The organism is Psychrobacter sp. ANT206 (assembly GCF_056880555.1).
The window spans coordinates 197,525-224,274 of the sequence record NZ_CP096271.1; the positions used below are offsets into that span (position 1 = coordinate 197,525).

General features: G+C 42.5%; 24 protein-coding genes and 4 tRNA genes. 14 read left to right on the forward strand and 14 right to left on the reverse strand.

Annotated features, from left to right (window positions below; translation table 11 throughout):
- Positions 1 to 35 precede the first annotated feature (35 nt).
- Positions 36 to 803 (reverse strand): CAF17-like 4Fe-4S cluster assembly/insertion protein YgfZ, encoded by a 768-nt coding sequence (gene ygfZ, locus M0221_RS00840; protein WP_483284073.1) that lies wholly within the window; start codon positions 801 to 803, stop codon positions 36 to 38.
- 295 nt (positions 804 to 1,098) lie between these two features.
- On the opposite strand from ygfZ, the gene M0221_RS00845 reads away from it, so the two are divergent.
- Positions 1,099 to 1,452, forward strand: coding sequence for a zinc ribbon domain-containing protein YjdM (locus tag M0221_RS00845; RefSeq protein ID WP_011512544.1), 354 nt, complete (start codon positions 1,099 to 1,101; stop codon positions 1,450 to 1,452).
- 98 nt (positions 1,453 to 1,550) lie between these two features.
- Entirely contained in the window at positions 1,551 to 2,852 is a 1,302-nt protein-coding gene (hemL, locus tag M0221_RS00850) for a glutamate-1-semialdehyde 2,1-aminomutase (protein ID WP_020442542.1), read from the forward strand.
- Positions 2,853 to 2,938: 86 nt separating this feature from the next.
- Here hemL and M0221_RS00855 read toward each other — a convergent pair whose 3' ends face one another.
- Positions 2,939 to 3,343, reverse strand: a complete 405-nt coding sequence (locus M0221_RS00855; protein ID WP_020442543.1) for an Mpo1-like protein — start codon at positions 3,341 to 3,343, stop codon at positions 2,939 to 2,941.
- 405 nt (positions 3,344 to 3,748) lie between these two features.
- Between M0221_RS00855 and ppx the strand changes: the two genes are divergently transcribed.
- From ppx to tilS, 3 genes are all read left to right on the forward strand, one after another.
- Positions 3,749 to 5,275, forward strand: coding sequence for an exopolyphosphatase (gene ppx / locus M0221_RS00860; protein WP_020442544.1), 1,527 nt, complete (start codon positions 3,749 to 3,751; stop codon positions 5,273 to 5,275).
- 229 nt (positions 5,276 to 5,504) lie between these two features.
- Positions 5,505 to 6,308 (forward strand): acetyl-CoA carboxylase carboxyltransferase subunit alpha, encoded by an 804-nt coding sequence (locus M0221_RS00865; RefSeq protein WP_011512548.1) that lies wholly within the window; start codon positions 5,505 to 5,507, stop codon positions 6,306 to 6,308.
- A 157-nt stretch (positions 6,309 to 6,465) separates the two neighbouring features.
- Complete coding sequence (tilS, locus tag M0221_RS00870; protein WP_483284074.1) at positions 6,466 to 8,067, forward strand: tRNA lysidine(34) synthetase TilS; 1,602 nt, start codon at positions 6,466 to 6,468, stop codon at positions 8,065 to 8,067.
- A 6-nt stretch (positions 8,068 to 8,073) separates the two neighbouring features.
- Here tilS and M0221_RS00875 read toward each other — a convergent pair whose 3' ends face one another.
- Positions 8,074 to 8,598 carry a GNAT family N-acetyltransferase gene (locus M0221_RS00875; RefSeq protein ID WP_020442546.1) on the reverse strand — a complete coding sequence of 175 codons (525 nt, stop codon included), beginning with the start codon at positions 8,596 to 8,598 and terminating at the stop codon, positions 8,074 to 8,076.
- A 227-nt stretch (positions 8,599 to 8,825) separates the two neighbouring features.
- Here M0221_RS00875 and proC point away from each other — a divergent pair, with 227 nt between their 5' ends.
- Together proC and M0221_RS00885 are read left to right on the forward strand one after the other, a co-directional pair.
- The gene (proC, locus tag M0221_RS00880; protein WP_483284075.1) at positions 8,826 to 9,659 is read left to right on the forward strand and encodes a pyrroline-5-carboxylate reductase; all 834 of its coding nucleotides are present in this window, start codon (positions 8,826 to 8,828) and stop codon (positions 9,657 to 9,659) included.
- Positions 9,660 to 9,780: 121 nt separating this feature from the next.
- The gene (locus tag M0221_RS00885; protein ID WP_011512552.1) at positions 9,781 to 10,350 is read left to right on the forward strand and encodes a YggT family protein; all 570 of its coding nucleotides are present in this window, start codon (positions 9,781 to 9,783) and stop codon (positions 10,348 to 10,350) included.
- 123 nt (positions 10,351 to 10,473) lie between these two features.
- Here M0221_RS00885 and M0221_RS00890 read toward each other — a convergent pair whose 3' ends face one another.
- Positions 10,474 to 11,268 (reverse strand): hydroxymethylpyrimidine/phosphomethylpyrimidine kinase, encoded by a 795-nt coding sequence (locus M0221_RS00890; RefSeq protein ID WP_483284076.1) that lies wholly within the window; start codon positions 11,266 to 11,268, stop codon positions 10,474 to 10,476.
- Between the two features lie 247 nt (positions 11,269 to 11,515).
- Between M0221_RS00890 and M0221_RS00895 the strand changes: the two genes are divergently transcribed.
- From M0221_RS00895 to M0221_RS00905, 3 genes are all read left to right on the forward strand, one after another.
- A tRNA-Ser gene (locus M0221_RS00895) sits at positions 11,516 to 11,605 on the forward strand.
- A gap of 183 nt (positions 11,606 to 11,788) precedes the next feature.
- Positions 11,789 to 11,865: transfer RNA gene (locus M0221_RS00900), tRNA-Arg, on the forward strand.
- A 174-nt stretch (positions 11,866 to 12,039) separates the two neighbouring features.
- A complete protein-coding gene (locus M0221_RS00905) occupies positions 12,040 to 12,693 on the forward strand; it encodes an RDD family protein (protein WP_483284077.1) in 654 nt (217 codons plus the stop codon).
- Positions 12,694 to 12,735: 42 nt separating this feature from the next.
- Here the strand turns inward: M0221_RS00905 and M0221_RS00910 are convergent, their stop codons facing one another.
- The 10 genes from M0221_RS00910 to M0221_RS00955 all read right to left on the reverse strand — a co-directional run bounded on the left by M0221_RS00910 (position 12,736) and on the right by M0221_RS00955 (position 21,718).
- Positions 12,736 to 13,716 carry a calcium/sodium antiporter gene (locus tag M0221_RS00910; RefSeq protein WP_020442551.1) on the reverse strand — a complete coding sequence of 327 codons (981 nt, stop codon included), beginning with the start codon at positions 13,714 to 13,716 and terminating at the stop codon, positions 12,736 to 12,738.
- A gap of 211 nt (positions 13,717 to 13,927) precedes the next feature.
- Entirely contained in the window at positions 13,928 to 14,308 is a 381-nt protein-coding gene (gene panD, locus M0221_RS00915) for an aspartate 1-decarboxylase (protein ID WP_011279481.1), read from the reverse strand.
- A 99-nt stretch (positions 14,309 to 14,407) separates the two neighbouring features.
- Positions 14,408 to 14,989: an aminoacyl-tRNA hydrolase gene (gene pth / locus M0221_RS00920; protein WP_011512556.1), complete on the reverse strand. Its 582-nt coding sequence runs from the start codon at positions 14,987 to 14,989 to the stop codon at positions 14,408 to 14,410.
- Between the two features lie 159 nt (positions 14,990 to 15,148).
- Positions 15,149 to 15,823 (reverse strand): 50S ribosomal protein L25/general stress protein Ctc, encoded by a 675-nt coding sequence (locus M0221_RS00925; protein WP_011512557.1) that lies wholly within the window; start codon positions 15,821 to 15,823, stop codon positions 15,149 to 15,151.
- Between the two features lie 432 nt (positions 15,824 to 16,255).
- Complete coding sequence (locus M0221_RS00930) at positions 16,256 to 17,203, reverse strand: ribose-phosphate pyrophosphokinase (protein ID WP_011512558.1); 948 nt, start codon at positions 17,201 to 17,203, stop codon at positions 16,256 to 16,258.
- 110 nt (positions 17,204 to 17,313) lie between these two features.
- Positions 17,314 to 17,389, reverse strand: a tRNA-Gln gene (locus M0221_RS00935).
- Positions 17,390 to 17,631: 242 nt separating this feature from the next.
- A tRNA-Gln gene (locus M0221_RS00940) sits at positions 17,632 to 17,707 on the reverse strand.
- 167 nt (positions 17,708 to 17,874) lie between these two features.
- Complete coding sequence (gene ispE / locus M0221_RS00945) at positions 17,875 to 18,843, reverse strand: 4-(cytidine 5'-diphospho)-2-C-methyl-D-erythritol kinase (protein ID WP_483284078.1); 969 nt, start codon at positions 18,841 to 18,843, stop codon at positions 17,875 to 17,877.
- Positions 18,844 to 18,939: 96 nt separating this feature from the next.
- A complete protein-coding gene (gene lolB, locus M0221_RS00950; protein WP_483284079.1) occupies positions 18,940 to 19,578 on the reverse strand; it encodes a lipoprotein insertase outer membrane protein LolB in 639 nt (212 codons plus the stop codon).
- 184 nt (positions 19,579 to 19,762) lie between these two features.
- Positions 19,763 to 21,718: a tetratricopeptide repeat protein gene (locus tag M0221_RS00955; RefSeq protein ID WP_483284080.1), complete on the reverse strand. Its 1,956-nt coding sequence runs from the start codon at positions 21,716 to 21,718 to the stop codon at positions 19,763 to 19,765.
- 686 nt (positions 21,719 to 22,404) lie between these two features.
- Between M0221_RS00955 and hemA the strand changes: the two genes are divergently transcribed.
- From hemA to M0221_RS00975, 4 genes are all read left to right on the forward strand, one after another.
- Complete coding sequence (hemA, locus tag M0221_RS00960; RefSeq protein ID WP_440825556.1) at positions 22,405 to 23,799, forward strand: glutamyl-tRNA reductase; 1,395 nt, start codon at positions 22,405 to 22,407, stop codon at positions 23,797 to 23,799.
- 571 nt (positions 23,800 to 24,370) lie between these two features.
- Positions 24,371 to 25,507 carry an aminotransferase class V-fold PLP-dependent enzyme gene (locus M0221_RS00965; protein WP_483284081.1) on the forward strand — a complete coding sequence of 379 codons (1,137 nt, stop codon included), beginning with the start codon at positions 24,371 to 24,373 and terminating at the stop codon, positions 25,505 to 25,507.
- A gap of 266 nt (positions 25,508 to 25,773) precedes the next feature.
- A complete protein-coding gene (locus tag M0221_RS00970; protein ID WP_011512564.1) occupies positions 25,774 to 26,211 on the forward strand; it encodes a YeeE/YedE family protein in 438 nt (145 codons plus the stop codon).
- Positions 26,212 to 26,283: 72 nt separating this feature from the next.
- Complete coding sequence (locus M0221_RS00975; protein ID WP_333954676.1) at positions 26,284 to 26,706, forward strand: DUF6691 family protein; 423 nt, start codon at positions 26,284 to 26,286, stop codon at positions 26,704 to 26,706.
- The last annotated feature ends 44 nt before the right edge of the window (positions 26,707 to 26,750 follow it).

The following is a 26,750-nucleotide window of genomic DNA, read 5'->3' on the forward strand; positions in this document are numbered from 1 at the left end:
TTGATGAAATTAGATGAGAGCGTTGTTATCTGGTATTACTTGGGGCGAGCAACATCCGCTTGTAGCGCCAATGGTAAGTCCAATATGGTCAGATTACTTTCAGCCAACTGTTCTGGACGAGCCACGACCAATGCCTCAAAGCCTTCACTAGTAGTAATCGCATTGACGACTTGTACTTTATCCAGTTTTTCACCAGCGGCAGGAGTTGTACCTGAGCCTTTTACATTTGTTCCTTTTACATAGTGCAAAAACGCTTTCGGCGCTGATTTAAAGTAAATACGGGCGATGACTTCTTGACCCAAATAACAGCCTTTATCGTAGTCCATGCCGCCGCGCTGATGCAGACGCAACTCTTGTGGTTGGAATTCGCCTTGCGTTGCCGCTACTATCCAATAGTTACCAGTTGCGATACTAGACTGCATCCAAGCTTGAATATTCTTAGATGTATTGTGGTCGTCCTGATGGCTAAAAGTCGGCACTTCATCAATAACACAAGGATAAATAGGTGTCGGGGCACTAGTATCAAACTTTGAAAAGGCACCGAATTTTTTTAAATGTCCTTGGAAAGCCTCAGCGCAATCTGCACTGATGACCATGTCAAAATGCTTTTCCGCTTGTTTTTTAATCCAAATACCGAATTCTATGCGACCTTTTAAATTCCCAATGGCTGCGGCTTGATAGCTAAGACCGAGCTTAGTGACATCACAAGTTAATTGTCCTTGCAAAAATTTTTCGGCATCCTCGCCTTGGATAGATAATTGGGAAAACTGTGGCAATGCCGCCGTATTGATAGATTGAGTCATTGTTATTATCCTTCTGAAAAGAGGTTTTTTATAAAGCACTAAATGTTAAGAATAAGTATCAAAAAATGATAGCTCAGATTTTTATGCCAAGATAAACAATTATAAAATCAGATGAGGCTAAGAAGAGTACCACAAAAAACACCCTCATAAAAAACGTCATCGTTAAGATAGCTATCAAGCGTTAAATTGGGCATAGCCAGCGGTTTTCAAGCGTACAAATTGGTTAAAGAGTGCGAGTTACGGTACAATGTGAGCTCTGGAATAAACCTAATATATGATGGCTGCCGAGGGAATTATGAGCTTACCAAATTGTCCGAAATGTGATGCTGAATATACGTATGAAGATGGCGCGCTGCTGGTATGCCCGATGTGTGCTCATGAATGGACAGTGGCAGAAACCGATGTAGCACAATCTGAAGATCAAGACGCGGTCATTCGCGATGCCGTTGGTAATGAGCTGCAAGACGGCGATGCCGTGACCGTGATTAAAGATTTGAAAGTCAAAGGCTCTTCAACCGTTATCAAAGTAGGAACAAAAGCAAAAAGTATTCGTCTATTGCCAGATGCGACCGATGGTCATGATATTGATTGTAAGCTTGATGGCTATGGTCCGATGAAACTTAAATCATCGGTAGTTAAAAAAGCTTAAGCCACACACTTATTGTGAAAAAAATAATACAAATTACTGAATAGACAATCCCTAATTATAAAATCACTAAATAAAAAACGATTAAGTAGAGAATAACTATGAGCACTAAAAATGAACAACTATTCGCGCAAGCACGTAAGCATATCCCTGGCGGTGTAAATTCGCCTGTCCGAGCTTTTGCTGGTGTCGGTGGCACGCCAATCTTTATGCACCGTGCCAATGGTAGCAAAATCTATGATACCGAAGACAATGCTTATATTGATTATGTTGGCTCTTGGGGTCCAATGATTTTGGGTCATGCCCATCCAAAAGTTATTGATGCGGTCAAAAAAGCGGCTGATGATGGTTTGAGCTTTGGTACGCCAACGCCATTTGAGACCACCGTTGCCGATAAAATTTGCGAAATCGTCCCGAGTGTTGAGATGATTCGTATGACCAGCTCAGGCACGGAAGCGACGATGAGTGCGATTCGTTTGGCACGTGGTTATACTCAGCGTGACAAAATCGTCAAGTTTGAAGGCTGCTACCATGGTCATTCAGACAGCCTACTAGTAAAAGCAGGCTCAGGCATGCTGGATATTGGTGAGCCAACATCAAAAGGTGTACCAGCAGATTTTGCCAAGCATACTATTACGATTCCATATAACAATCCGCAAGCGATTAAAGACTGTTTTGAGAAATGGGGTGAAGAGATTGCCTGCGTTATCTTAGAGCCTATCGCTGGTAACATGAACATGGTGATTCCAAGCCAAGAGTTCCATGATACGTTGCGCGAGCAGTGTACTGTAAATGGCGCAGTATTGATTTTTGATGAAGTGATGACGGGCTTTCGTGTTGGACTTGGCGGTGCGCAAGCGCACTTCGGTATCGACCCTGATTTGACTTGCTTTGGTAAAATCATCGGTGCAGGATTGCCAGTTGGTGCTTTTGGTGGCAAAAAAGAAGTCATGTCTTGCATCGCGCCACTTGGCGGTGTCTATCAAGCGGGCACGTTATCAGGCAACCCACTAGCGATGCGTGCTGGTATTGCGATGTTTGAAGACTTAACGGCAGACGGTTTCTATGACGAGCTATCAGCGAAAGTAGATCATTTGGTTGATGGCTTCCAAGCGGCTGCTGACAAGCATGGCATCAATATGCGCACCAATAAATTGGGCGGTATGTTTGGAATGTTCTTTGTCAAAGACAGTGCGACGACTGTACCTCAAAACTTTGATGAAGTGACTGAGTGTGATATGGAGTTATTTAATACCTTCTTCCACGGTATGCTTGATCGTGGTATTTATCTGGCACCGTCTGCTTATGAAGCAGGCTTTATGTCTATCAAGCATAGTAACGAAGATATTGAGGCGACTATTAAAGCCGCTGATGAAATATTTGCAGAAATGGCAAAAGCGTAACACAGCAGTTTTAGGCGTCTGAAAAAACCAGCATAGTGACAAGATTACTGTGCTGGTTTTTTTATGAATAATAAAGGCAGTTGTATTTATCGCACTTTATCAAACTTACGGTCTCTCAGACTCAAATTACCTCGCAGCACATCCGCATACATACGAAAATCACTAGCAAAGCTTTTTAAAGGAAATTTAAAAGAGGCGGGTTTATTCTTTTCAAAGAAAAAATGTCCGACCCAAGCGCAAGCGTATCCTGCGGCAATACCTTTAAGTAAGGGTTTTGCTGAGCGATTCTTAACAGATTTTGCCAGTCCAATTAACCCAAAGCTACTGCCTGCAAAATGCAATCTACGGCAAGCCATATTTTGATGCTCATCAAGATAAAAGTCATAAAATGACGGTTTGTCTGAGCTATCCATTTTTATTAGATTGTTCCGGCTGTCTTTTTCGGCAGTAATTTCTTTAGTTTGTGACGTTTGCGTAGGGGTGTTATTCATCGATTTGGCTTCCTTGTAGGTTATGTCTCATCTATCCGTAATGAGTCTTGTCAGTAGAATGAAATAGCTTGATACCATAAAGCTCATAGGTAAGTACTTGTTCTCTATTATAATATAGACAATAGTGGTGGTAGCAAGCCAATATTGAACAAATAATGGCTAAGGGCAGAAGATATTTTTTGCTTCACAAAGTACCTATCCTGTTTTTAGCCGCTGTTTAGCGGTTGTCTTCGCTTACTTGCCAGCGTTTGGCATAAATGTTTTAATGGCAAAACTTGCCATCATTTATGTGACTATTATCTTTTTTATATATGGTAGTCCTTACTTTAATCCAACGTACTTTCTATTTTAAAAGCCTAAACCCTTTTAATTATCTTTTGATCTGACATGGTAACGACCTTCCTTATGCCCAAAGACAACCTAAAAAATCCACCACTCGCAGAAGATGAACTGATGGCAGCCATTGATATTGGCTCCAATAGTTTTCATTTAGCCATTGCTCGCCTCGATCATGGTGAAGTGCGAAAAGTGGTGTCTATGTCTGAAAAAGTTCAGTTAGCTGCAGGACTGGATGAGCATAATATTTTGGGTGCAGCAGCGGAGCAGCGTGGTTTAGACTGTCTCAGCCGCTTTGTGGCGCGTCTAGATTCGGTGCCTCCTGAGCGTATTCGTATTGTTGCGACCAACGCCTTACGCCAAGCCAAAAATGCCAATCATTTTATCAGCCGTGCCAATAAAATCTTACCCAAGCCTATTGAGATTATCGCGGGACGAGAAGAAGCGCGTTTGATTTATTTAGGAGTCTCGCATACCAATGCCAGTAGTGACAAGCGTCTGGTTATCGATATTGGTGGCGGCTCAACAGAGTTTATTATTGGCCAAGAGTTTGATCCATTATTGACCGAGAGCTTACAGATGGGCTGTGTTGCCTTTACGCAGAAGTATTTTGCTGATGGGCAAATTACCAAAGAGGCCTTTAACAACGCCATATCGGCTGCGCGCAAAGAAGTACTGGCGATCAATGGGCGCTACCAAAAAGTAGGCTGGAGCAGCGCCATTGGATCGAGTGGTACGATTAAAGCGGTACGTAACGTCCTTGTTTCAAAAGGTTGGGCAGACGAGCAGGAGCGTATCACTTATAAAGGTGTTAAAAAGTTAGAAAGATTATTGCTTAAAATTGGCAACGTTGATGACATTGATTTAGAAGGCGTCAAAGAGCACCGTAAAGCCGTATTTCCAGCAGGCGTTGCGGTATTACGAGCAGTCATGAAGGTGTTGGGCGTAGATGCTATTACTTACTCAGATGGCGCGCTACGCGAAGGTGTCATGTACGATATGCTTGGACGATTTGCCAGTGAAGACGTACGTGACCGCAGTGTATTGGCACTGATTAAGCGCTATTCAGGCGATAAAAAGCAGGCTAAGCAAGTAGTCAAAACCAGTCGCCACCTTTTTGGGCAAGTGCAAACTAAACTTGGACTCAGTACGGAAGATGGCGATCTACTCAGGCGAGCTGCATTTTTACATGAGATAGGACTGGCGATTGCTCATAGTAGCTATCATAAACACAGTGCGTATTTGATGGAACATTCTGATATTCCAGGGTTTTCACAAGTCGACCAAAAACGTATGGCACAGCTGATGTTGAATCATCGTCGTAAGCTCAAAGCAGATATGTTAGAGCAGACGTGTACTATCGGCGGTGATCAGCTCGTTTATCTGTGCTTGCTGTTACGTTTGGCAGTACTGGCACATCACAGTCGCAGTGATTATGAATTACCAACATTAGAATTAAAAGTAGATGATGACAATCATTGGCAAATCATGGTTGGTGATAGCAGCGAGCACTACGCTTTCTTATTATCTGATTTGCAGACTGAAATAGAACAATTTGCCAAATGGGGCGTCAAACTAAGCGTCATTGAGGTTTAATTTTTTTATCAGCTAAGACTGTTAATAGATTACTTGATTAATGCGGTTAGAAATAACATAACAAAAGCGGTGTTGTCGGTAATGTTATGGCATATAAGATGTGCTATTATAGTTTTTATTGAGTTTACAACTGTACTTTCATTATCCTAAAACCGATAACGATGCCAGTATTAAATCTAACCATATTGAACATAACTCTATTAAGTATAACTAAGAAAGGGAAGCGTCTATGAGTACCGTCTGGGATAGCGTTCAGCTTGCACGGCATGCCAAACGTCCATTGTTTATGGACTATGTAAATCAGCTGTTTACCGAATTTGATGAGTTGCACGGCGACCGCGCTTTTGCTGATGACAAGGCAATCCTGGGTGGACTTGCGCGCCTAAACGGTATGCCGGTGATGGTTGTTGGTCAACACCGTGGTCGCAGCACACGTGAGCGTATTGAGCATAACTTTGGTATGGCAAACCCTGAGGGCTATCGAAAAATCATTCGTTTGGTCAAAATGGCTGAGCGCTTTAATATTCCGGTTATGACCTTTGTCGATACTCAAGGAGCTTATCCGGGCATTGGCGCAGAAGAACGTGGACAAGCACAAGCCATTGCTGAAAGCATTGCTGTGTTTTCTAGTTTAAAAGTGCCTATCATCGTCACCATTATTGGTGAAGGCGGCTCAGGTGGCGCATTGGCGATCGGTGTTGGCGATAAGGTAAATATGCTACAAAATAGTATTTACTCCGTTATCTCTCCTGAAGGCTGCGCTTCTATTCTATGGAAAACTGCCGAAAAAGCGCAAGATGCCAGTGAAGCCTTAAAGTTAAATGCTATCAATCTGTATCAAATGGGCTTGATTGATGCGGTCATCGACGAAGGTGAAGGTGCCCATATTCAGCCACAGCCAGTAATGACGGCATTAAAAGCTTTATTGGTTGAGCAACTGGACGAGCTGAAAGATTTAGATACCCATACGCGTTGTGAGCTACGTTATGAGAAATTCAAATCGTTTAACTCAGAAGTCATGTTGCCTTGCTAGTATGTTCTATCGCTAGTATGTCCTGTGTCTAAATAGTTGACAATCAGCTTTTAGCACTAGAGGCTTACACTTAATGTTAAAATAAAAACGTGTCATGTTATGGCGCGTTTTTTTGTGTCAATTAATTCATATACTAACTAATGAGATAAGGTCAATGATGAGCAGCAGTGCAATCCTACCATATCCTATTGAGCCAATAGCTGAACTGCCGATTGACGATAATTTGGCAAAGGCATTATTGACCAGTATGGCTGAGTATGGCGAGCAGCTACAGGGTCGGCGAATTTGGCTGGCCTGTAGTGGTGGGCGTGATTCATTGGCACTGGCAGCGCTATGTGTGCAACTCTATCAGCAAGGTCGACTGCCATTTTTACCGCAACTATTGCATGTCAACCATGGCTTGCAAGCGGATAGCGCTATTTGGGCTGCGCACGTTGCTAACTGGGCAAAGGCTCAAAAGATACCATGCACTATTTTGCAAGCACACGTAAATGGACGTGATGAGCAAGCCGCACGGCAAGCACGTTATGATGTGATGCGTGCGCAACTCAATCAAGATGATGTATTACTATTAGCCCATCATGCTGATGACCAAGCTGAAACTGTGTTGATGCGATTGATTCAGGGCGCAGGAGTAAATGGTCTGTCGGGTATGCAGCCGTGGCGTGTACAAACAAAAGGCATGCATCGTATTGTATTATGGCGACCTTGGCTGACCATACAACGTGCTAGTATTAGCGCCTATGCTCAGAATTTAAAGCTGTCTTATATTGATGATCCCACCAATGACGGCGGTGATAACGTCCGTAGTGGACTGCGCCGTGACATCATGCCAGTATTAGCGAAATACAATCCTAACGTTATTGATAACATAGCGCGTAGCGCGCAGCTACTAAGCGATGCGCAATTCACCGTTAATGCACAAACGGCAAAAGATTTACAGTGGACAGAGGTAGCATCATTACAGCTATCATCTGCGCAGCGTGTGCTAAATATAGATGAACTACAAAAGCTACCACTTTATCGCCAACGACAACTATTGCATTATTGGCTTGGTCAAGATGAGCCATTACCGCCTGCTAAGCAGCTTGTCGATAACGTATTGAGCCTAAGCCAACGTGATGACCATGACCATCAAACGGAATTGTTTTGGCAAGGACGCGAACAGTCATATACTATTCGCCGTTATCGTCAGCAGCTTTATCGTCTAAGTAGCGACTGGCTCAAATGGTTAGAGTTGCCGCTTGCCGAACAGACGCAGAGCTTGTTGATTAATACTGAGTCTAATCTTATTGGGGCAGATTTTCATGCAACTGGAAGACAACCCGTTCCAATTAATTTACGCAATGATGATAAATTCACTTGGCAATTACAGATTCTGCCAAATGAAGTAATGCGACTATTAGAAAGCGATAAAGATAAGGTTGCGATCACTTTTGCGCCATTACATCGCAGCACGCGTATCCAAACCGCATTGGCGTCGCGTCCACAATCGGGCAAAAAGCTCTATCAAACCTTAGGTATTCCATCATGGATGCGTGAGAGTTTGGTAGTCGTTAGCGTGACTTTGATAAATAAAGAAAGTAGTGAAACCGAGCTTTTAGAGAACGATTGCCCGATAGAACAACCTATTTTATTATTATCACCTCTTGAAAACTGGGTGTTGGATGGTGCTAAGCGGTTAACTAATACTGTAAATAATTCTTATAGTATAGAAAGTGCTATTAGCAGCTGTTTAACCGTACCTAGCTCGTTTTGATGTTTGTTACTCAAAGCCTTGAGTAGGGTAGATCTTCATTTTTTTGATCATTTTGATATCTACTATTTGTGTATCTTTATAATCTTCTTCACTTTTTTCACCATTACAGACAAAGCCGAATTTCTTATAGAAATGAATGGCAGGCGCGTTATTCTCTAATACCCATAAATAAAAATTTGCATTGATATTAAAACTCAATATGGCTTGTAATGACCTTTTCATCAATTCGGTGCCTATACCTCGCCCATGATATTCTGATAAAACATAGAGAGTTGTAATTTCATAGCTATTATTTTTAGTAAAATACCCAATAAATCCTAAACTCTTATGATTAGCATCATAGGCTATCCAAATAATGACATCAGGATGATTAATCAATTCCTGCCACATTTTTGTTTTTTCACTAAGGTTGTTTTTATTGTTGATATAAGACTTAGGTAGCAGATTCAAGTAGGCGTCATGCCAACTTTTGCAATGGATATGAGCAATATCCGCAAAATCTTTTGAATGAGCTTTACGAATGCAAAACATGTTTTTCCCCTGTACCACTCTACCTAAACGACTTTTTAATCTAACAGGTAAGCTGTGTGATATTCGATGTTAATTTAGTATCTCAATTAAACGGTAGTACTAGTAGTACTATTAGTTAGCGTTTGAATTTCCCGAACAGCGCCAGTAGCAGTATGGTAAACTGAGTGTCATTTTACCTATCATTATGTTAGTTTGAATACCTTTGGTTTTTTGAATAGGAGACATGTATGTCAGTATTAGATAATAAGAAAATCAGCTTTATCGGTGGCGGAAATATGGCGCAGGCTTTGATTAGCGGGCTTGTTAGCTGCGGTGTCAAACCGAGTCTGATTACCGTTGCTGATCCGAGTAGCGAGGCGCGTGAGCAATTGGCTGCTAAAGGATTGAACACGGTTGATCCAACTGCTGATGCAAAAGCTGCCGTTATCGATGCTGACATTGTGGTGCTGGCGGTCAAACCGCAAGTGATGAAAGCGGTAGTCAGTAGCTTTTCGGATATCTTAGACAAGCAGCTGGTGATTTCAGTGGCAGCAGGTTTGTCGACTGAGCTTTTATCTGACATGTTGGGTGGGTATGACAATATCGTCCGCGCGATGCCAAATACACCTGCAATGATTCAAATGGGCGCAACGGGTCTGTACGGTACTGATGATATTTCTGCTGAACAGAAGCAATTGGCAACGGCGGTCATGGAAGCATCAGGATTGGTCATGTGGGTCGATAATGAAGAACACATGCATGCGGTAACTGCTGTATCAGGGTCAGCGCCAGCGTATATGTTTTACTTTATTGAAGCTATGGTTGATGGGGCAGTGGCTCTAGGATTGGATAAAGAGCAGGCCTCCGCGCTTGCTATGCAAACCATGTTGGGCGCGGCAAAAATGGCAATGGGTAGCGAAGATGCGCCAAGCGAGCTACGTCGTAAAGTGACCTCACCAAACGGCACAACCCAAGCTGCGATTGAATCAATGCAAGCCAATGACATTGGTCGTCAAATTGGTGAAGCCATGCAAGCGTGCTATGATCGCAGCCAAGACTTGAGTGAAGAGATGAGCAAATAATCATCTTTATAATAGAGGTAGTATTTTATAAAATGCGGCCTCTGACTGGTTATAATAAATGCCTGATAATGACATTCGTCATCCTCAAACCTGTTAATAATGTCACATTGAGTAGCGCTTCATGAACAACATGTTATTGCAAATTTTTGATTTGGTCACTACCTTCGCCATGATGTTGGTGTTTATTCGTTTTATGCTGCAGTTTGCAGGGATGGATGCCAGCAATCCTATGATTGCGCCTGCCTATAAAGCGACCCATATCGTCGATGTCTTTGGACGTATTTTTCCAACCGTTGCACAAGGTCGTATTAGTATCGCTGCCATCGTCCTGATGTTTTTGATTCGTCTGATTGATATCGCAGGAAAAGCAGCATTAACACATAAGGGTATTGCGCCAGTCCCATTGTTTTTTACTGGTACTATCAGCTTGGTTTTAGACTTTTTACGCATGTGCCGCTACTTGGTGATTGGTTCTATCATCGTTAGCTGGATTGTGGTTTTTACACAGTCTCAGCATCCGCTTATTGGTATTATTGTTAATTTAGCAGAACCTATTTTGGCACCGTTTCGTCGTATTACGCCAAACTTAGGCATGATTGACCTATCACCGATGATTGCCTTTTTTGCCTTTTACCTACTCGAAATCTTTATCGGTGGTTTGGCATCAAGCTTTATGCCGATGTTAGGTTAAGCCAGTTAAGTTAAAAAGGTTTTCGAGATAATAAAATTTCAAATAAAAAAGGCGCTCTATACAAGATAGAGTGCCTTTTTTATGTTCGTTATTTAGATAAAATTATATGATAAATACTAAGTGCTAAAAGCGCATAAAGCGGTTGGGTATCAATTGCGCTTTAGCATCCTCAGGGTGCGGTGCATCAGCGGCACGCAGCGTTTTGGTAATCCAGCTATCCGCCGTTTTTACCGCCTCGATAAGCGCATCACCCATCGCTAAGCGCCCAGCGATAAAGCTCGCTAGTGAACAGCCAGAGCCGTGAAATTCGCCTTTTAGGCGTGGTAAGATACTTTTATGTACCATCTCGCCTTTTATGTATAAATACTGCTCAATATCACCGCTATCGAAGTCGTGTGAGGTTTTGACCAGTACTGCATGAGTGCCTTGTGCACATAACTTCTGAGCACCTATATGTAAGTCTTGTTCAGCACTCAAGGCGCGCAGCTCATGAGTGTTAGGGGTAATTAAGGTGGCATAGGGTAGCAGCTGTCTAAAGGCGGCGACTAGCGTCTGCTCATCGCCTAAGCTACCACCACTGTTGGCGACCAATACTGGGTCCAATACAAAAGGAGTACCCTTAACAATAATCGCGTCAGCAAATAACTGGGTGAGCATAGTGATATTATCAGTCGTACCAAGCATACCTGACTTAATGACACTGACAGACAAGTCATTAAGTACAGCGCTGGCTTGATCTTTAACTAAATTTGCCGCGCACGCATCAAAGCCAAATACCTGTTGCGAGTTTTGTATGGTAATAGCCGTACAAGCGATAGCAGCATGAGCGCCTGCTTGACCGATGGCTTCTATATCCGCTTGTAATCCAGCACCACCTGAGGGGTCTAAGCCTGAAAAGCACAATACGACTGGTCGCATAACACATCCTTTGATATCTTTTATAATAAGTGGTAAATACTATAGCCATCTACTGTCAAAAAAGCCATAAAGACCGATAAATCGATAATTATGCAAAAAGCATGATTAAAAGGACAGACAATGCTTGCAATTCGTTTTGGCTTTGCTATAATACTCGCCCACGGCATAAGACGTATTGTTAGCATCAGTACTATGTTTAAAGAGGTGTTTTTATTAAAAATACTTTGATAAGTGTCTTAAATCGTTAGGTGAAGTGGGTGAGTGGCTGAAACCAGTTCCCTGCTAAGGAACCATACGTGTAAGCGTATCGAGGGTTCGAATCCCTCCTTCACCGCCATTTATTCGTTGTTATTAGAGTAATCAAGCGAAAACAGCGTTAATTATCTTCTGTTTTGTTAAAACAAAAATTAATTTGATTTTAATAAAAAAAGATATTGACACAAGCGAAATTATCTATATAATGACCAACCTAATTTACTGTAATTGTTATTAACAAAGCAGTAAATGATGTGTAAAGTACGCGCTTGTAGCTCAGTTGGATAGAGCACTTGGCTACGAACTAAGGGGTCGGGAGTTCGAATCTCTCCAAGCGCACCATTTTACATCATCGCTTATTTACTAAATCAATCGCCTGTCTTATGACAATTTGGCGGTTTTTTTACGTCTGCGATTTCTTCATATCCAATCGACTATCCTGAGTATAGTGTACGATAAGTGCCTGAATTACGGTACAATAGCGCTATTATTCATTGCTTGCTATGAGCTGGTACCATGTCAAAGAGTTTATCTAAACGCCCGTCTAAATCCGCTGCTAAAGCCAAAAAATCTGCACCTCATACCTCTGAGGTTGAAGAGCTAGCGATTGCTAAACCCAGCACCCGCATGGCAGCGATTCTTTATGATGGTATGCTGATTTTAGCATTATTATTTTTGGTAGGGACGGTGCTGACGGTGATTGGCACCTTGTTGACGATGGAGACAGGTAGCGAGTCGTCACAAGCTCAATCACTGCCAACATGGTATCAAAACGTTATTATGACACCCTCTTTTATCCTGACGTTGGTAGGGTTCTATGGGATGTTCTGGCGTCGCGGTGGGCAGACATTGGGTATGCAGACTTGGCGGCTTAAAACCGTTAATAACAACGGTCATCTGCTCACGTGGGGTCAATCCTTTAAGCGTGTTCTAGCAGCCAGTATCATGCCACTTATATTTGGTCTCATTGGTAGTGTCATCGGTGGCTCGCGTGCTATTTTATTGACCAGTGTCTTTCTGGGCTTTGTTTTTAATTATGCTTTTTGCCTATTCAACTCACGTGGTCTCGCAGTGCAAGATATGCTATCGAATACCATTACCTTAAAAATGCCAAAAACAGAGAATGAAGGACTATGGCGAGTGATTAGAAACCGTAAGCAAGGAAAATAAACCACATTATCATTGCCATAGTCTGTCAACATATTTTAAACCTTACATGTTGGCTGTTTGCATCAACCATAAAGTATAGCCGACAAAGAATAAGACCAAAGTCGAGCCAGAAGCGCGACCGAATGGACGCTTACTCATAAAGGCAAAAACCGCCATAGCTACCAGTAAGAGCGTGACCAGACTCATCGCCAATATATCACGTGATAAGATAATTGGGCTGACTGTGATTGGCGCTATAAGCGCTGCGAGACCAACGACGCCCAAGGTGTTAAATATATTAGAGCCGATAATATTACCCAGTGCCATGTCGTGCTCACCTTTACGTGCGGCTGATAAGCTTGCGACCAATTCAGGCAGCGAGGTTCCAATAGCAACAATAGTCAGACCGATAATCAGCTCGCTCAATCCCCAAAACGTTGCCAGCTCAACGGCCCCCCAGACGATGGCTTGCGAGCTTGCTACAAGCATTGATAAGCCAATGACTAAACTGCCTAAACCGCGCATCAAGCTAGGATGGTTGTCCTCTGTACCGCTCAAATTTTCTGTAGTAGCCTCTTCATCATTTGATTTGCTTTCACGTAAACTAAGAATGATCTGAATTCCCAACACAATAACCAATGATGCCAATAGTACCAGACCATCAGTTAGGCTTAATAGCCCGTCACGAAGCTGCCACGCTGCCAATGCAGTGATGACTACCAGTATTGGCAGATCGCGCTTGATGACACCTTTATGAATGATAATAGGGCTAATGAGTACCGTTGCACCCAAGACCAAAGCAATATTGATGATATTAGAGCCATACGCATTACCTAATGCGAGTTCAGGGCTGCCTTCCAATGCTGCCAATGCAGACACGACCATCTCAGGGGCAGATGTGCCTACTCCTAATATGATAACGCCAATTAAGAAGCTGGGCGCATTAAACTTTTTTGCTAATGCTGTTGCAGCATCAATGAAGACATCGGCACTCCAAACAAGAATCGCAAGACCAATCAATATTGCAATAACTGCCAACCACATTTAGACAACTCCTTCGTTAGAGATAAAAAACAGATATTGGATTTTTGAGCAAGCTTATGTCATATAAAAATGGCATAAAAAAAAGCTGAATCACAATCTGGATTCAGCTTCGATATAAGTACAAGTATTTTAATGGGCTTTTGACAGAAATGGCAACCGTGTGACCATGTATTTACTCATGGTTTATGTAACAAGTTCTTAAATGATTTTCTTAGGCCACTTGTACTGGAATAATATTTGCGGTGTCTTTAACCGTATTATCTTCATTGCAATAGACCAGTCTTGGCTGGTACGTTGACGCTTCAACTTCATCAAAATGTGCATAGGCACAGATGATAACGATATCGCCTAGGTCTGCCATATGAGCTGCTGCACCGTTTAAGGAGATAATACCAGAGCCCGCTTCAGCGCGAATAGCATAGGTGCGAAAACGTTTGCCATTGGTAACATTATAGATGTCGATAGATTCGTTTTCACGCAGACCGGCAAGGTCTAACAAATCACCGTCGATACCGCATGAGCCTTCATAGTGAAGTTCGGCATGAGTAACACGGGCACGATGTAATTTGCACTTGAGCATATTAAGTAGCATAGATTGCTTCCTTAGTGTAACGGATATAAATGAGTCAAATCAAAACGTTAATGGGGATTAACTTGCTAAAATAAAAGGCTATTATAATTGAAACACCATTCATTCAGGTAATTTAAAACCATTAATTTGCGAACGTGCTTTTTCGACATCACCGCCTAATAGCAAAGGCAGGGCGTCAAAAGCAGCAGATAATGCACTATCAATAGCAATCTGCTCATCTGGCGCAGCTTTTGAAAGCACATGACCACTGACTTTAGACTTGTGACCCGGATGACCAATACCCACACGCAGACGATGGAAGTCGTTGCCAATATGGGGGGTTATGTCACGCAGACCATTATGACCGCCATGACCACCGTCAGTTTTGAGTTTGATGCTGCCAGCGGGAATATCAAGCTCATCATGGGCGATTAACAGCTCGTCATTATCAATGCCATAAAATTTAACCATGGGCACGACCGACTGACCTGATTTATTCATAAAAGTCAGCGGCATCAATAGACGCACGTCATGCCCATGAATCTGCCCGCGTCCTGTCACTCCATGGAATTTTTTGTCGGGGGCGAGAGTGATATTAAACTGCTGAGCCAAATGAAGGACGAACCAAAATCCTGCATTATGGCGCGTAAACATATATTCCTGACCCGGATTACCAAGACCGACTATAAGCTTTATGGCCATAAAAACACCCTGCTTGACTATAATAAATGAGTGGTCAGGTCTGATTTCTCAAACCTTACTTACAAAAACAGCAGGAGATATTCATCACCTGCTATTTTTTTGACTGAACGAACCTTACATTATATAGACAACAATAAGTCGCTATATAAAACCGGTTTATTACTCGCCGTCTTTGCTTTCGTCAGTACCTTGCTCAGTCGCAGGTACGTCAGCAGCATCCACTTCAGCAGCTTCGTCAACTTCTTCAACCGTTGGTGGCTGCATGTTCACGATCGTACGGTCATGACCATCTTCTAATTCAAGCTCAGCAATAACCACGCCTTCAGGAAGAGTGATGTCTGATAGACGGAACAAATCGCCAATTTCCATACCAGACACATCTATTTCTAGATATTCAGGTAACTGTGATGGTATGCAAACGATTTCGATGTCAGTTACTAGTGTTGATAGAACACCACCAGCCTTAGTACCAGGCGCTTCTTCACGACCAGAAAAATGAACAGGAACATTCATGTTGATTTTCTGACCTTTCACAACGCGCTGGAAATCAGCATGCATTGGGAAACCTTTAGCAGGATGGCGTTGCAAGTCTTTAATAACTACTTGATGCTCTTCGCCATCTACATTCAAAGTCAAGATGTGTGAGAAAAACGCTTCAAATTCTAGTGATTTTACTAGCTCATTGATTTTGATAGAGATAGCTGTTGGCTGCTCACCACCACCATAGATGATAGCAGGAACTAGGTTCTGCTTACGTAGGCGGCGGCTCGCACCTTTACCTTGAAGCTCAGCAGAACGATCAACTGCGTTTAATGCAAAATGATTAATAGTCATGGATGTAATCCTATAAAAAAATGATGAAGTGTCTGGTCATAAAAAAGTGGATTTGCGACCAATCCACTAATACGTGATGATAGCTAGTATTTGTCGGGCGTGATAAACGCCGATAATCAAATCTAGCCATGTGCTTAACCTAATGATTGCCATGATAAAAATTATCAAGAAAATCATTATTTTAAACGTGATCAGCACTTTTAATAATACCGACTGTTTTAAATCATAAAAAACGGTCAGCACAGGCGCGCATTATACGTGATTAGCTAATAATAAGAAAGACCTACGTAAAATAGCTGGGCAAAACCCTTATGCAAGATCCTTATGAAAAACACCTATACGAACAACAGCGCAAAACTGTTAATTAAAATCATTAAACAAAAAAAGCGCCAAGTAATGAAACTTGGCGCTTTTTTCAATCTATGATAACTATTAAGCGTCAAACATCGCGCTGATAGATTCTTCGTTATTAATACGGCGTAAGCTTTCAGCCAACATTGGCGCGATGCTCACTTGACGAATCTTGCTGCAAGCTTTGGCAGCATCAGACAATGGAATCGTATCAGTAACGACAATCTCATCCAATTCTGATTCACTGATGTTCTTAAGCGCATTACCAGATAACACAGGATGCGTGATATAAGCCACTACGCGGCGTGCGCCATTTGCTTTAAGCGCTTCGGCAGCTTTACATAGCGTGCCAGCCGTATCGACCATATCATCAACGATAACACAATCACGGTCACGGACGTCACCAATAATGTGCATCACTTGCGACTCATTGGCACGGGCACGACGTTTATCGATAATCGCCATGTCAGTATCGCCCAACTGCTTAGCCATCGCACGTGCACGAACCACGCCGCCAACGTCAGGAGAGACAACCATGATGTTGTCATAATCTTGTTTTTGTAGATCGTTAAGCAATACAGGCGTGCCGTAGATATTATCGACTGGGATGTCAAAGAAACCTTGAATCTGATCTGAGTGCAAATCAACGGTCATCACACGATCGATACTAACGATGTTCAACATGTCAGCAACGACTTTAGCAGAGATAGGCACACGAGCTGAACGAGGGCGACGGTCTTGACGGGCATAACCAAAATACGGCATGACTGCTGTAATACGACCAGCACTAGAGCGACGCAAAGCGTCTGCCATCATCATGATTTCCATCAAATTGTCGTTGGTCGGTGCACAAGTAGGCTGCATGATAAACACGTCTTTACCACGCACGTGCTCTTTGATTTCTACGGCAATTTCGCCATCAGAAAAACGCGTGATGTCAGCTTTACCAAGAGGTATATGGAGATGATCGGCTACGGTTTTTGCTAATTCTGGGTGGGCATTGCCCGTAAAAATCGCCAAATAAGGCATGACAGAAGTCCTATTGATTGACTCAAGCAGCGACCGCTAAGCAGTGTCAAACTGCTCAAATTCAGAAAAGAGTGGTGAAAAAGATTGATGACTACTATTACAGTAAAAAATGGCAGGGGTAGCTGGACTCGAACCAACGGATGTCAGGATCAAAACCTGATGCCTTACCAACTTGGCTATACCCCTGTAATGTCTAGGCTGTGTACGTCGATATCTAAAAGCAACTTTTTAACAGTCATTATTAGAATAGCGTCACGACCTGTTTGTTATCTCATAAACAGAAAAATCGTCTAAAACATAACTTTTCCCTAACGGTGTTCATTGCGAACTATACCGAAACTGGGATAACATTGTCAATGTCAATAAGATAAGCGGCTGTCTATAAACTGCTTATAATAAGTACACATCTAATGCTTTGAGCTTAAAAATGGCAGGGGTAGCTGGACTCGAACCAACGGATGTCAGGATCAAAACCTGATGCCTTACCAACTTGGCTATACCCCTATTGAGGCGACCTATTATAATTAAATTTTCAGATTTTGCAAGTCATTTGCGCCTTTTTATAGCTTTTATTAAAAAATAGGTCAAAAATAAAAAGGGTATTGGATCCATAAAACTTTTTACGCTGTATTTATAGTCCTCTTATTTTCACACTATAGCTCAAATCTAACTCATAAATTACGAACTAAATAGGCAGGACAGGGCGCCTCTTCAATCCACTTTGCCAAACGCGCTTTATCAGATATCACACCTGCATCCAATGGCAAAAACACTGCGCTACCTGAGCCAGTCATTCTTGCTGTGCTTAGTACTTGAGTCTCTAACTCTTGCAAATAGCGTAGTGCTTCATCGACGGCGGGAGCAAGGCTAGTGACCACTGGGGTAAAAACATTTTGATAAGGCGTGTTTAAATGTTGCACATAGTCATTGGACTGGTTTTGAATGGTCTTAATTGATAGCAGGGCGATATCTCGCTGTAGCTTGGGGTGCGCAAAAAGCTCGGCAGTATTAACATGAGCATTAGGGGTCAATACTAAATACTGTTGCTCGGGCAAATCAATCGCTGTCAGCTCTTCGCCAATGCCCATCGCAATAGCATCTTGTCCAAAGATAAATATCGGCACATCAGCGCCAATGCTTGCGCCAATTTTTATAAGCGTATCTTGATCAAAATTAATCTGCCATATTTTATTTAAGACTAATAATGTCGTCGCGGCATTGGACGAGCCACCACCTAAGCCTGCGCCCATCGGTAAGTGCTTATCTAACCTCACTGACACTTTCGGTAGATTCTTAGGTAGCGAATTTGAGTCTATAGCAGCTGCCAGTAGGGCATTAGCCGCCTTAAAGATCAAGTTGTCCTCTATGCTGCTGGTTATGGTGTCGGCACCACTTAGCGTGAGTAGCTGACCACAGAGGCTACTATTATCTACAGCGCTATTGTCTGCTACGCTATCAATAGTAATTATTAATTCATCTGCTACTGAAAAATGCAAATAATCGCCCCAATCGAGCAGGCGAAACACCGTTTGCAAATTGTGATAACCATCAGCGCGCTTACCGGTAATATGCAAAAATAAATTAATCTTTGCTGGTGATAAGCGCGTGATGACAGATGAATTAGTAGCGTTCTTAATCATAAATGATGGTCACAATTCTCAGGTGCAATTTTAAAACGCAAACAGCCATTTATAAAAATGGCTGTTTGCAATAGCGATCAAATCTAATTGGTGCTATTACTTTTGATGATCAATTGTCATAACAACTTTGTTGCCTTGCGATTGAACGGCACTGATTTTATTTGGTAATTTATCATTGCCTTTATAGCTAAAGCTGGCACGCCATTCGCCATTGACTGAGCTAATTAGACGGTTTTGGGCATCAAGCTGCGGTGCGCTGTCTGAAGGCGCTGAGCGTCCAGAAATCCAGTAAGGCATCTGAGAGATAGGCGCTTGCCAGCCGGTGGCTTTTTTAAGCAGGGTTTCAGGATCAGCCGCATTCAAAGTACCGGTTTTTTCGCTTACCAAAGTCGCAGATTGACCATTGTATTCGATATTGGTTTTACCAATGCCTAACGCACCAATGAGTTCAATGGCAAAGCGATCATTCTGTTGACCCCATGCATAAAATGCACTGCCGCCTTGAGCCCCTGTTGTATCACTCGCAGCCGTTGTAACACCAATCTTACCTGTAATATTAAAGCTCTCAAGTTTCTTTGGTTGTTCAGTATTTTGACCTTGAATGGTTGTGCTAGGCTGGTTGGTCGCGTTGGCGGTCTTCATAGACTGACAGCCAGAGGTAATTACCATTGCTGCTGTCATAGCGGCAAATAGGGCCAATTTATTAGGTTTATAAAAAGATCGCAGGGTAGACATGATGTTTCCTCAAAAATGGACAAATTTGCAAAATTTTTGTTTCGAGAGCAGGTTAGCTTAAGTGTTATTTGTTACTCAGTTATGCGTGGCTGTTAGCTTCTTATACATGACTTGTAATAATAGGATGTCGTATTCGAGGACTTAGAAGCACTATGCCATTGCTTATTAATTATATCGTTTGTTATTAATACAATTGTATACGGTCATTGATATTGTGTTGCCCAAATGAGAAACGCTGCTGCAAGTCGGCAAGTAAAGCGTCAACTTTTTCACTTTCGCCTAAGCCTTGATAAGCGCGTAACAGCAGCGTACCTGAGCGTAAAGTAGGGAGCACATCGTAAGGCGTTTGCAGATAGTCGATCACTTGCTGATAATTCTCGTTTGCCAGCGCATTACTTGCCAGTACATTGAGAGCTTGCAGGTGCAGCTCATTGTCATAGCGAGGGTCATCGTAGCGTATTTGTATGATCGCTGTCGCCAACGCCAATCCTTGCTCAGAACCACGCTCATTGGCCAGCAATAACTGGGCGTAACTTAGCTGATAAGCAGGATTGCTGGGGTCAAGCGCTTGCAAGTGATTAAATAAGGTACGCTTGACGATATAGTCCTCTTTATCATCAAGGAGCTGGGCGCGTGCAAAAAGCAGCATCTCATTATCAGGGTATTGACGAGAAGCCTTAGTTAATAGGCGTAAGGCTTCTGCAGGTTCATTCTGTTGCCATAAGATATCGGCTTGTAGCACAAAGCTATCAGGAGCGAAGACGCTAAAGTCTTTACGCAGCTTTTCTAACGTTGCGATAGCGGCATCAACATTATTATTGAGTAAGTCTAATGCGACCACTTTTCGTCGAGCTTCCAATACCAAGTCCTCTTGCATGACAGCATTGAGATAGTATTTGGCTTGCTCAAAGTTTTGCTGACGCTCGGCACTGATGCCCAGATAATAATAAGATTGATCTAAATAAGCGGGATTTTTGGCAAGCGTATTAAGCAATTGATCGGCACTAGTATATTTTTCAATATCTAAGCTGACTAGCGCCGCCAACAAGGTAATCTCAGCATCATCGGCAAAGCGCTGATGAGCGCCTAACAACAGCTGCCACGCTTGCTCATTCTGTTTCAAATCAAGCAAATAGCGAATCTCATACAAGTATAGATTCTTACTGTCAGCATTACGCAAGCGTGCTTGGCTAAGATACTCAATGACTGCTTCTGGCGTTTCGATTTTGCGCAAGATATCTGCTTTTAAGGTAATAAAAGGCACATAATCCGGCTGGCGCTCAAGGGCTCGATTGATATGAACGATGGCAATCTCAGGTTCATTAAACTGATAAAGCAAGCCAGCTTTTAAGACTGATAGCGAGGCGTTTTGTTCACTTGCGATAGGTTGCAGAGCGGCGAGTAACTCTCGCTTATCATCATCGCTGTTTGGGTAAATACCAATCAGAATTTCGCTAAGGTCGGCGCGAGGATCATAGCTCAAGATGCGATTTAGAGTTTCGCCCGCCAAATCATAATCGTGCGCCCGCAGTGCCAAATGAGCGACATAAAACCAAGCAGGCACATGGTCTGGGTTTTCATCTTGCCATGCTTTGGCAAATTGTAAAGATTCTTCGACCCTGTCATTACGTAATGATAAGCTCAACGCGCGCTCAAATACGGCTGTGGCGTCTTGTTTAAATGATTGCTGCTTATAGATAATTAGCGCACGCTCGGTATCATCACGATTTGCAGAAAATTCTGCATCTAATAATGCATATAAGCTTGGTTCATTGCTTATTTTATTGAGGTCAGATGACGGAGTACTTTCGGCTATCGAAGCATCAGTTATCAAATTTTTATTATCGATGCTTTTAGTCACTGGTGTGTGACTGTTAATGACTTGACTAGAGGCATTAATGGTTCTGGTAACGGTGGCACTACTAGTGTTAGTAGGAGAGACTTTGGACAAAGCTATGTTTGGTGAGACAATGGCATGGTCAGCATGGGCAGGGAATCCTAGGCACAAACAAACCGCCAACGAAAACGCTAGCTTATAACGTTGGCATAGCCGCTCAATGAGAGTATGCAATAAAGCACTAAGGCTAGATTGAGCATTATGCGTAGATTGTCGTCTAAATGAGGACCCAAAAAAGACCATAGCGTGCAGTATTTACCTATTCTGACCTTGTTTCTATGCCTAGTAAAAGGATTTGCAACATAGAAGGCTGGGTTTATTATAATCGTTTTAAAAACAGATATCTGTGACGAATAATGATGTCAAACATTATAAGAGTAGCATGAAGGGATACACAATAGCAGCCGTGTTACTTAGGCATCAGCAATAGGGAAAATTTATTCTATTGACAGTCCTAAATAAAAGAAATACAAATGTTATCAATCACTACTGGGGTTAATTTTTCTTGCTTGCTGTGATTACGCTGTGCCTGCGCAGACAGAGGCTGCGAATAATCAACCCCAGTAGTTCTGTATTCTTTTAAAAGTGGATCAACTATAGTAGCACCCGAATTTAAGGGTAACATTGTTAGCTTTAAGTAAACCTATATGCAAATGTTAGAATATTAAACCAGTAATTACAGTTGATTTGTAAGCCATGCGCCCAGATACAGACAAAGTGCTGGCTTATAGAGGTGAGTGTTAAATAAAGCTATCAATAATGATATAATAAGCGCTTTTTATTATTTTACTTTCAAAGTTGCCTATTAAAAGCTATTTTTCAAAGATTTCTTGTCAAAAGCTGTCTTTGAAAAATAGGATTTTAATTTTTTGAAAACCGCTAAAGGTGTTTGGTTGGCGAGTGAATATTATATTTATGGTCTGTCAATAATGAGATTAGTGGTCATTGGGGTCAATCACAAAACTGCACCAGTCGCTTTACGAGAGCGCTTGGCGCTTGTCGGTGACGAGGTCAGTATCGCACTTGCACAGCTACAAGGCTTTAGCGATGGTAGCGTGATAGTCTCCACCTGCAACCGTACAGAGATTTATGCATTGGTCCCAGAAAGCATATTATCACCACACACGTTACTGCCAAATTCAGCCTCAGCAGTTGTAGAGACTTCAGTTATAGAGTCTAGTATGACGGCTAACAATAGCGCCAACCTCTCATCGACTATCATCAGCGCTCACATCCTAAAAATTAAAACTTGGCTTGCAGGTTTTAAGCAATTATCACTGGATGAGATTGACCCTTATTTGTATGTCCATCGAGATACGCATGCCTTAACCCATTGGCTACGAGTGGCTGCAGGTCTTGACTCTATGATACTCGGTGAGCCGCAGATACTGGGGCAAATCAAGCGCGCTGTGCATATGGCGCAAGATCAAAAAGCGCTTAGCAATCAGCTAGGTTGGATTATTGATCAGGTATTTGCAGCGGCAAAACGAGTACGTAATGAGACCCAAGTTGGCGCACAAGCCGTATCACTTAGCTATGCTGCTGCCAAACTGGTGACGCAAATCTTTGATGATTTGCCAAGTCGTACTTTGCTGGTGGTAGCCGCTGGCGAGATGAACCGCTTGGTAGCGACGCATATCGCAGGTCTTGGAGTCGGTCGCGTTATTATTTGCAACCGTAATCCTGAACGCGCAGAAGCGTTAGCGGCTGAGCTGCGCAATCCCAATCGCCGGATCGAAGTCAGAACGCTGCAAGAGCTGCCACAAGTATTGGCAGAGGCCGATATTGTGAGCAGCTGTAGCGGTAGCATGGACATATTGATTGATAAAACCATGACGCTGCGAGCACTAAAGAGCCGTCGCTATCAGCCCATGCTGATGATTGACTTGGCGGTGCCGCGTGATATTGATTCGACTGTCAGCCGGATAGATGACGTTTATCTATATTCTGTTGATGATTTGCAGCATGTGATAGCCGGTAATATCGAACAACGCCGGCAAGCAGCAGTAGACGCTGAGCTGTTGGTCAGTCAATTGGTGGTTGAGATGGATCGCCGCTTTCAAGTACGCCAAGTAGGCAAGGATATTCAGCAATATCGCGCGCGTACTCATGAGCAGGTAAACAAACTATTGCAAGCCTCTATCGCAGAGCTGCAAAGCGATAATGCTAACCCTGAAGATATTATGATTGAGCTAACGCGGCGCTTAACGCAAAATTTGACCCATGCGCCTTCCAAGCTCATGCGTAAGGCGGCACGCGAAGGTGACAATGAATTACTCGATTTTGTGGTATCAGGTCTACAAGACGCCCATCGGAATCACTGATAGTTGCCTTTTATCATCAAAAATAAGAAATTGTATCAGTATGGTTTTAACGCAAACATAGCATTGTCAACCTGCATTATCAGTGCTAATATCGAGCTGTTATGACGATATTAAGTGATGATGCTTGATCGATGAATAGGGACTGTTTTTAGGATACTCGAGCGGTATTCGTTACAATACCAGCGTCTTTATACTATTTAACTTTTATCTATCCAATCAATCATTTTCAATCACTACTGTTATCAGCCTACTACCGCGTAGCAACGATAATGGTTTGCGTATCTTATGCGCTTTCATTCAATATCTGATGACATCAACGACGTAAAAGATACCACCGTCAACGGCAATAGCGCTAGGATAAAGTGCTACATCGTCCACCCTGCGTCATATTCTCAATTATTACTCGATATTCGTACTTAGTGAATGCTATCTATAAACGTATCTGGCTATCATATTACGTTGGTCAAAAGATGTTTGATTAAAATAATAGCTGACCTAAATTTGCTAAGACAGTGTCCAGACTTTTTTATCACTCATACTTAAAAAATATTACAACAGACAGGAGCGTCACATGACTGCATTACGTCAAGATATTGATCCAAACGGCTTATTAGAATATTCAGTGGTTTATACCGACCGCGCCCTTAATCATATGTCAAAAGCCTTCCAAGAGGTGATGAATGATTTGCTCAGCAACCTAAAAACAGTCTATAACGCTGAAGCCGCGGTTATTATTCCGGGTTCTGGCACCTATGGTATGGAAGCAGTCGCCCGTCAGCTGACCATTGATGAAGATTGTCTCATTATCCGTAACGGTTGGTTTAGCTATCGCTGGACGCAAATATTAGAAAAAGGCAAATTTGCCAAATCATCTACGGTACTAACGGCTGAGCGTACAGAAGAGACGGAAGCGCCAAAACCATTTGCGCCAGTGGATATCGAAACGGCCGTTGCCAAAATTAAAGCAGACAAATCTGCTGTCGTTTATGCGCCGCACGTTGAAACGTCGTCGGGCATTATCTTGTCAGAAGACTACATCAAAGCATTAAGCGCTGCCGTACATAGTGTTGGCGGTTTATTGGTTATTGACTGTATCGCTTCAGGTTGTGTATGGTTAGATATGAAAAAATTGGGCATTGATGTGCTCATCAGTGCGCCGCAAAAAGGCTGGAGTAGCACACCATGTGCAGGTCTGGTTATGCTCAGTGACGCTGCTATCAAAAAGGTAGAAACCACAGAGTCTAACTGCTTTAGCCTTGATTTAAAGCAATGGTTAATCATCATGCGTGCGTACGAAAACGGCGGTCACGCTTATCATGCGACTATGCCAACCGATAGCTTGCGTCAATTCCGCGATACTATCTTGGAAGCAAAAGAGATTGGCTTTGATAAATTGTGTGATGCACAATGGGAGCTTGGCAACCGCGTCCGTAAGGTACTGGCAGATAAAGGTATTGAAAGCGTTGCTGCCAAAGGTTTTGAAGCACCAGGCGTTGTCGTATCTTATACCGACCGTGATGACATCCATAAAGGCAGTGCTTTTGCTGAAGCTGGATTGCAAATCGCTGCTGGCGTACCGTTAAAAGTGGGTGAGCCTGAGAACTTCAAAACGTTCCGTTTAGGTCTATTTGGTTTGGATAAATTGACCGATATCGACGGCGCGGTAGAGCGTTTTGAAAAAGCGCTTGATGAAGTCTTAGCAAAATGATTTGAGAGGCTGATTCGTTTATTAACGACTATATTTATTAAGCCAGTCAGCCATCAAATGAAGAGATACTGAGCAATGCGTGACGCAATGTTCAGTATTTTTTTTACTTTTTCATTATGTTTTATAATATAATGTATTTATATAAAGTAATATGTAGTAAGATATAAATAATAAAAAATCGTTTATAGCAGTAGTACGATATCGTTGTTAAACTCAATTGAAGATATAAAACCATTTTTAATAAAAAATCAGCTTAGGTAATTATTATGGGTATACAAATAGACTGGCAAGCTTTTACGCCAATTTCCTTGGTAGGCGGGCTGATGCTAGGCGTTGCAACGGTTATCTTGCTATTGGGCATTGGTCGTATTGCGGGTATTAGTGGTATTTTCTCAAGTCTTCTTAAACCCAAGCGCGTCGAGATGTGGCAGGTATTATTTATTGCAGGTCTGATCCTCTCGCCATTATTATATAGCTTATTTAGACCGTTACCTGATATCGAAATCAGTACCTCGATACCGTTATTAATCGGTGCGGGGCTATTGGTTGGTTTTGGGACGCGTTTAGGTTCAGGCTGTACCAGCGGACATGGTATTTGTGGTAATGCGCGACTGTCGCCACGGTCGATGGCGGCGACAGTGACCTTTATGTTATTTGGTATTGTGACGGTTTATATTGGTCGACATCTCTTGGGTTTAATTTAAACAACACATTGCTAAGACAACGTTGAATATGATTCATAAAAGCTTATATCCACGAATGAAGTGCGAGACATAATGATGCTAAAAAATATAATTGGGTTACTGGCAGGTCTGCTATTTGGTATTGGGTTATTAATCTCAGGTATGACTGATCCTGTTAAAGTACAGGGTTTTTTGGACGTCTTTGGTGCATGGGATATTTCCCTTGCATTGGTGATGGGTGGCGGTTTAATAGTTGCCATCGTTGGTGTCCAATTAGCTAAGCGTCAACAGACCAGCTGGATTGGCACTTCAATAGATATGCCAAGCAAAACAGTGATCAATAAAAAACTGTTAATCGGCGCAATGCTATTCGGTATCGGCTGGGGTTTGGTGGGTATTTGCCCAGGTCCTGGTATTGTGCTGCTCGGCACAGGACAATGGCAGGCATATGTTTTTATCCCAGCGATGATAATCGGTATGCTGGTGTATCAATGGCTGGAGCCAAAGCTTAATTAGTTGTTTGATTAATAATAAGCTTGGTTTTTTAGCTCAATAAAAGG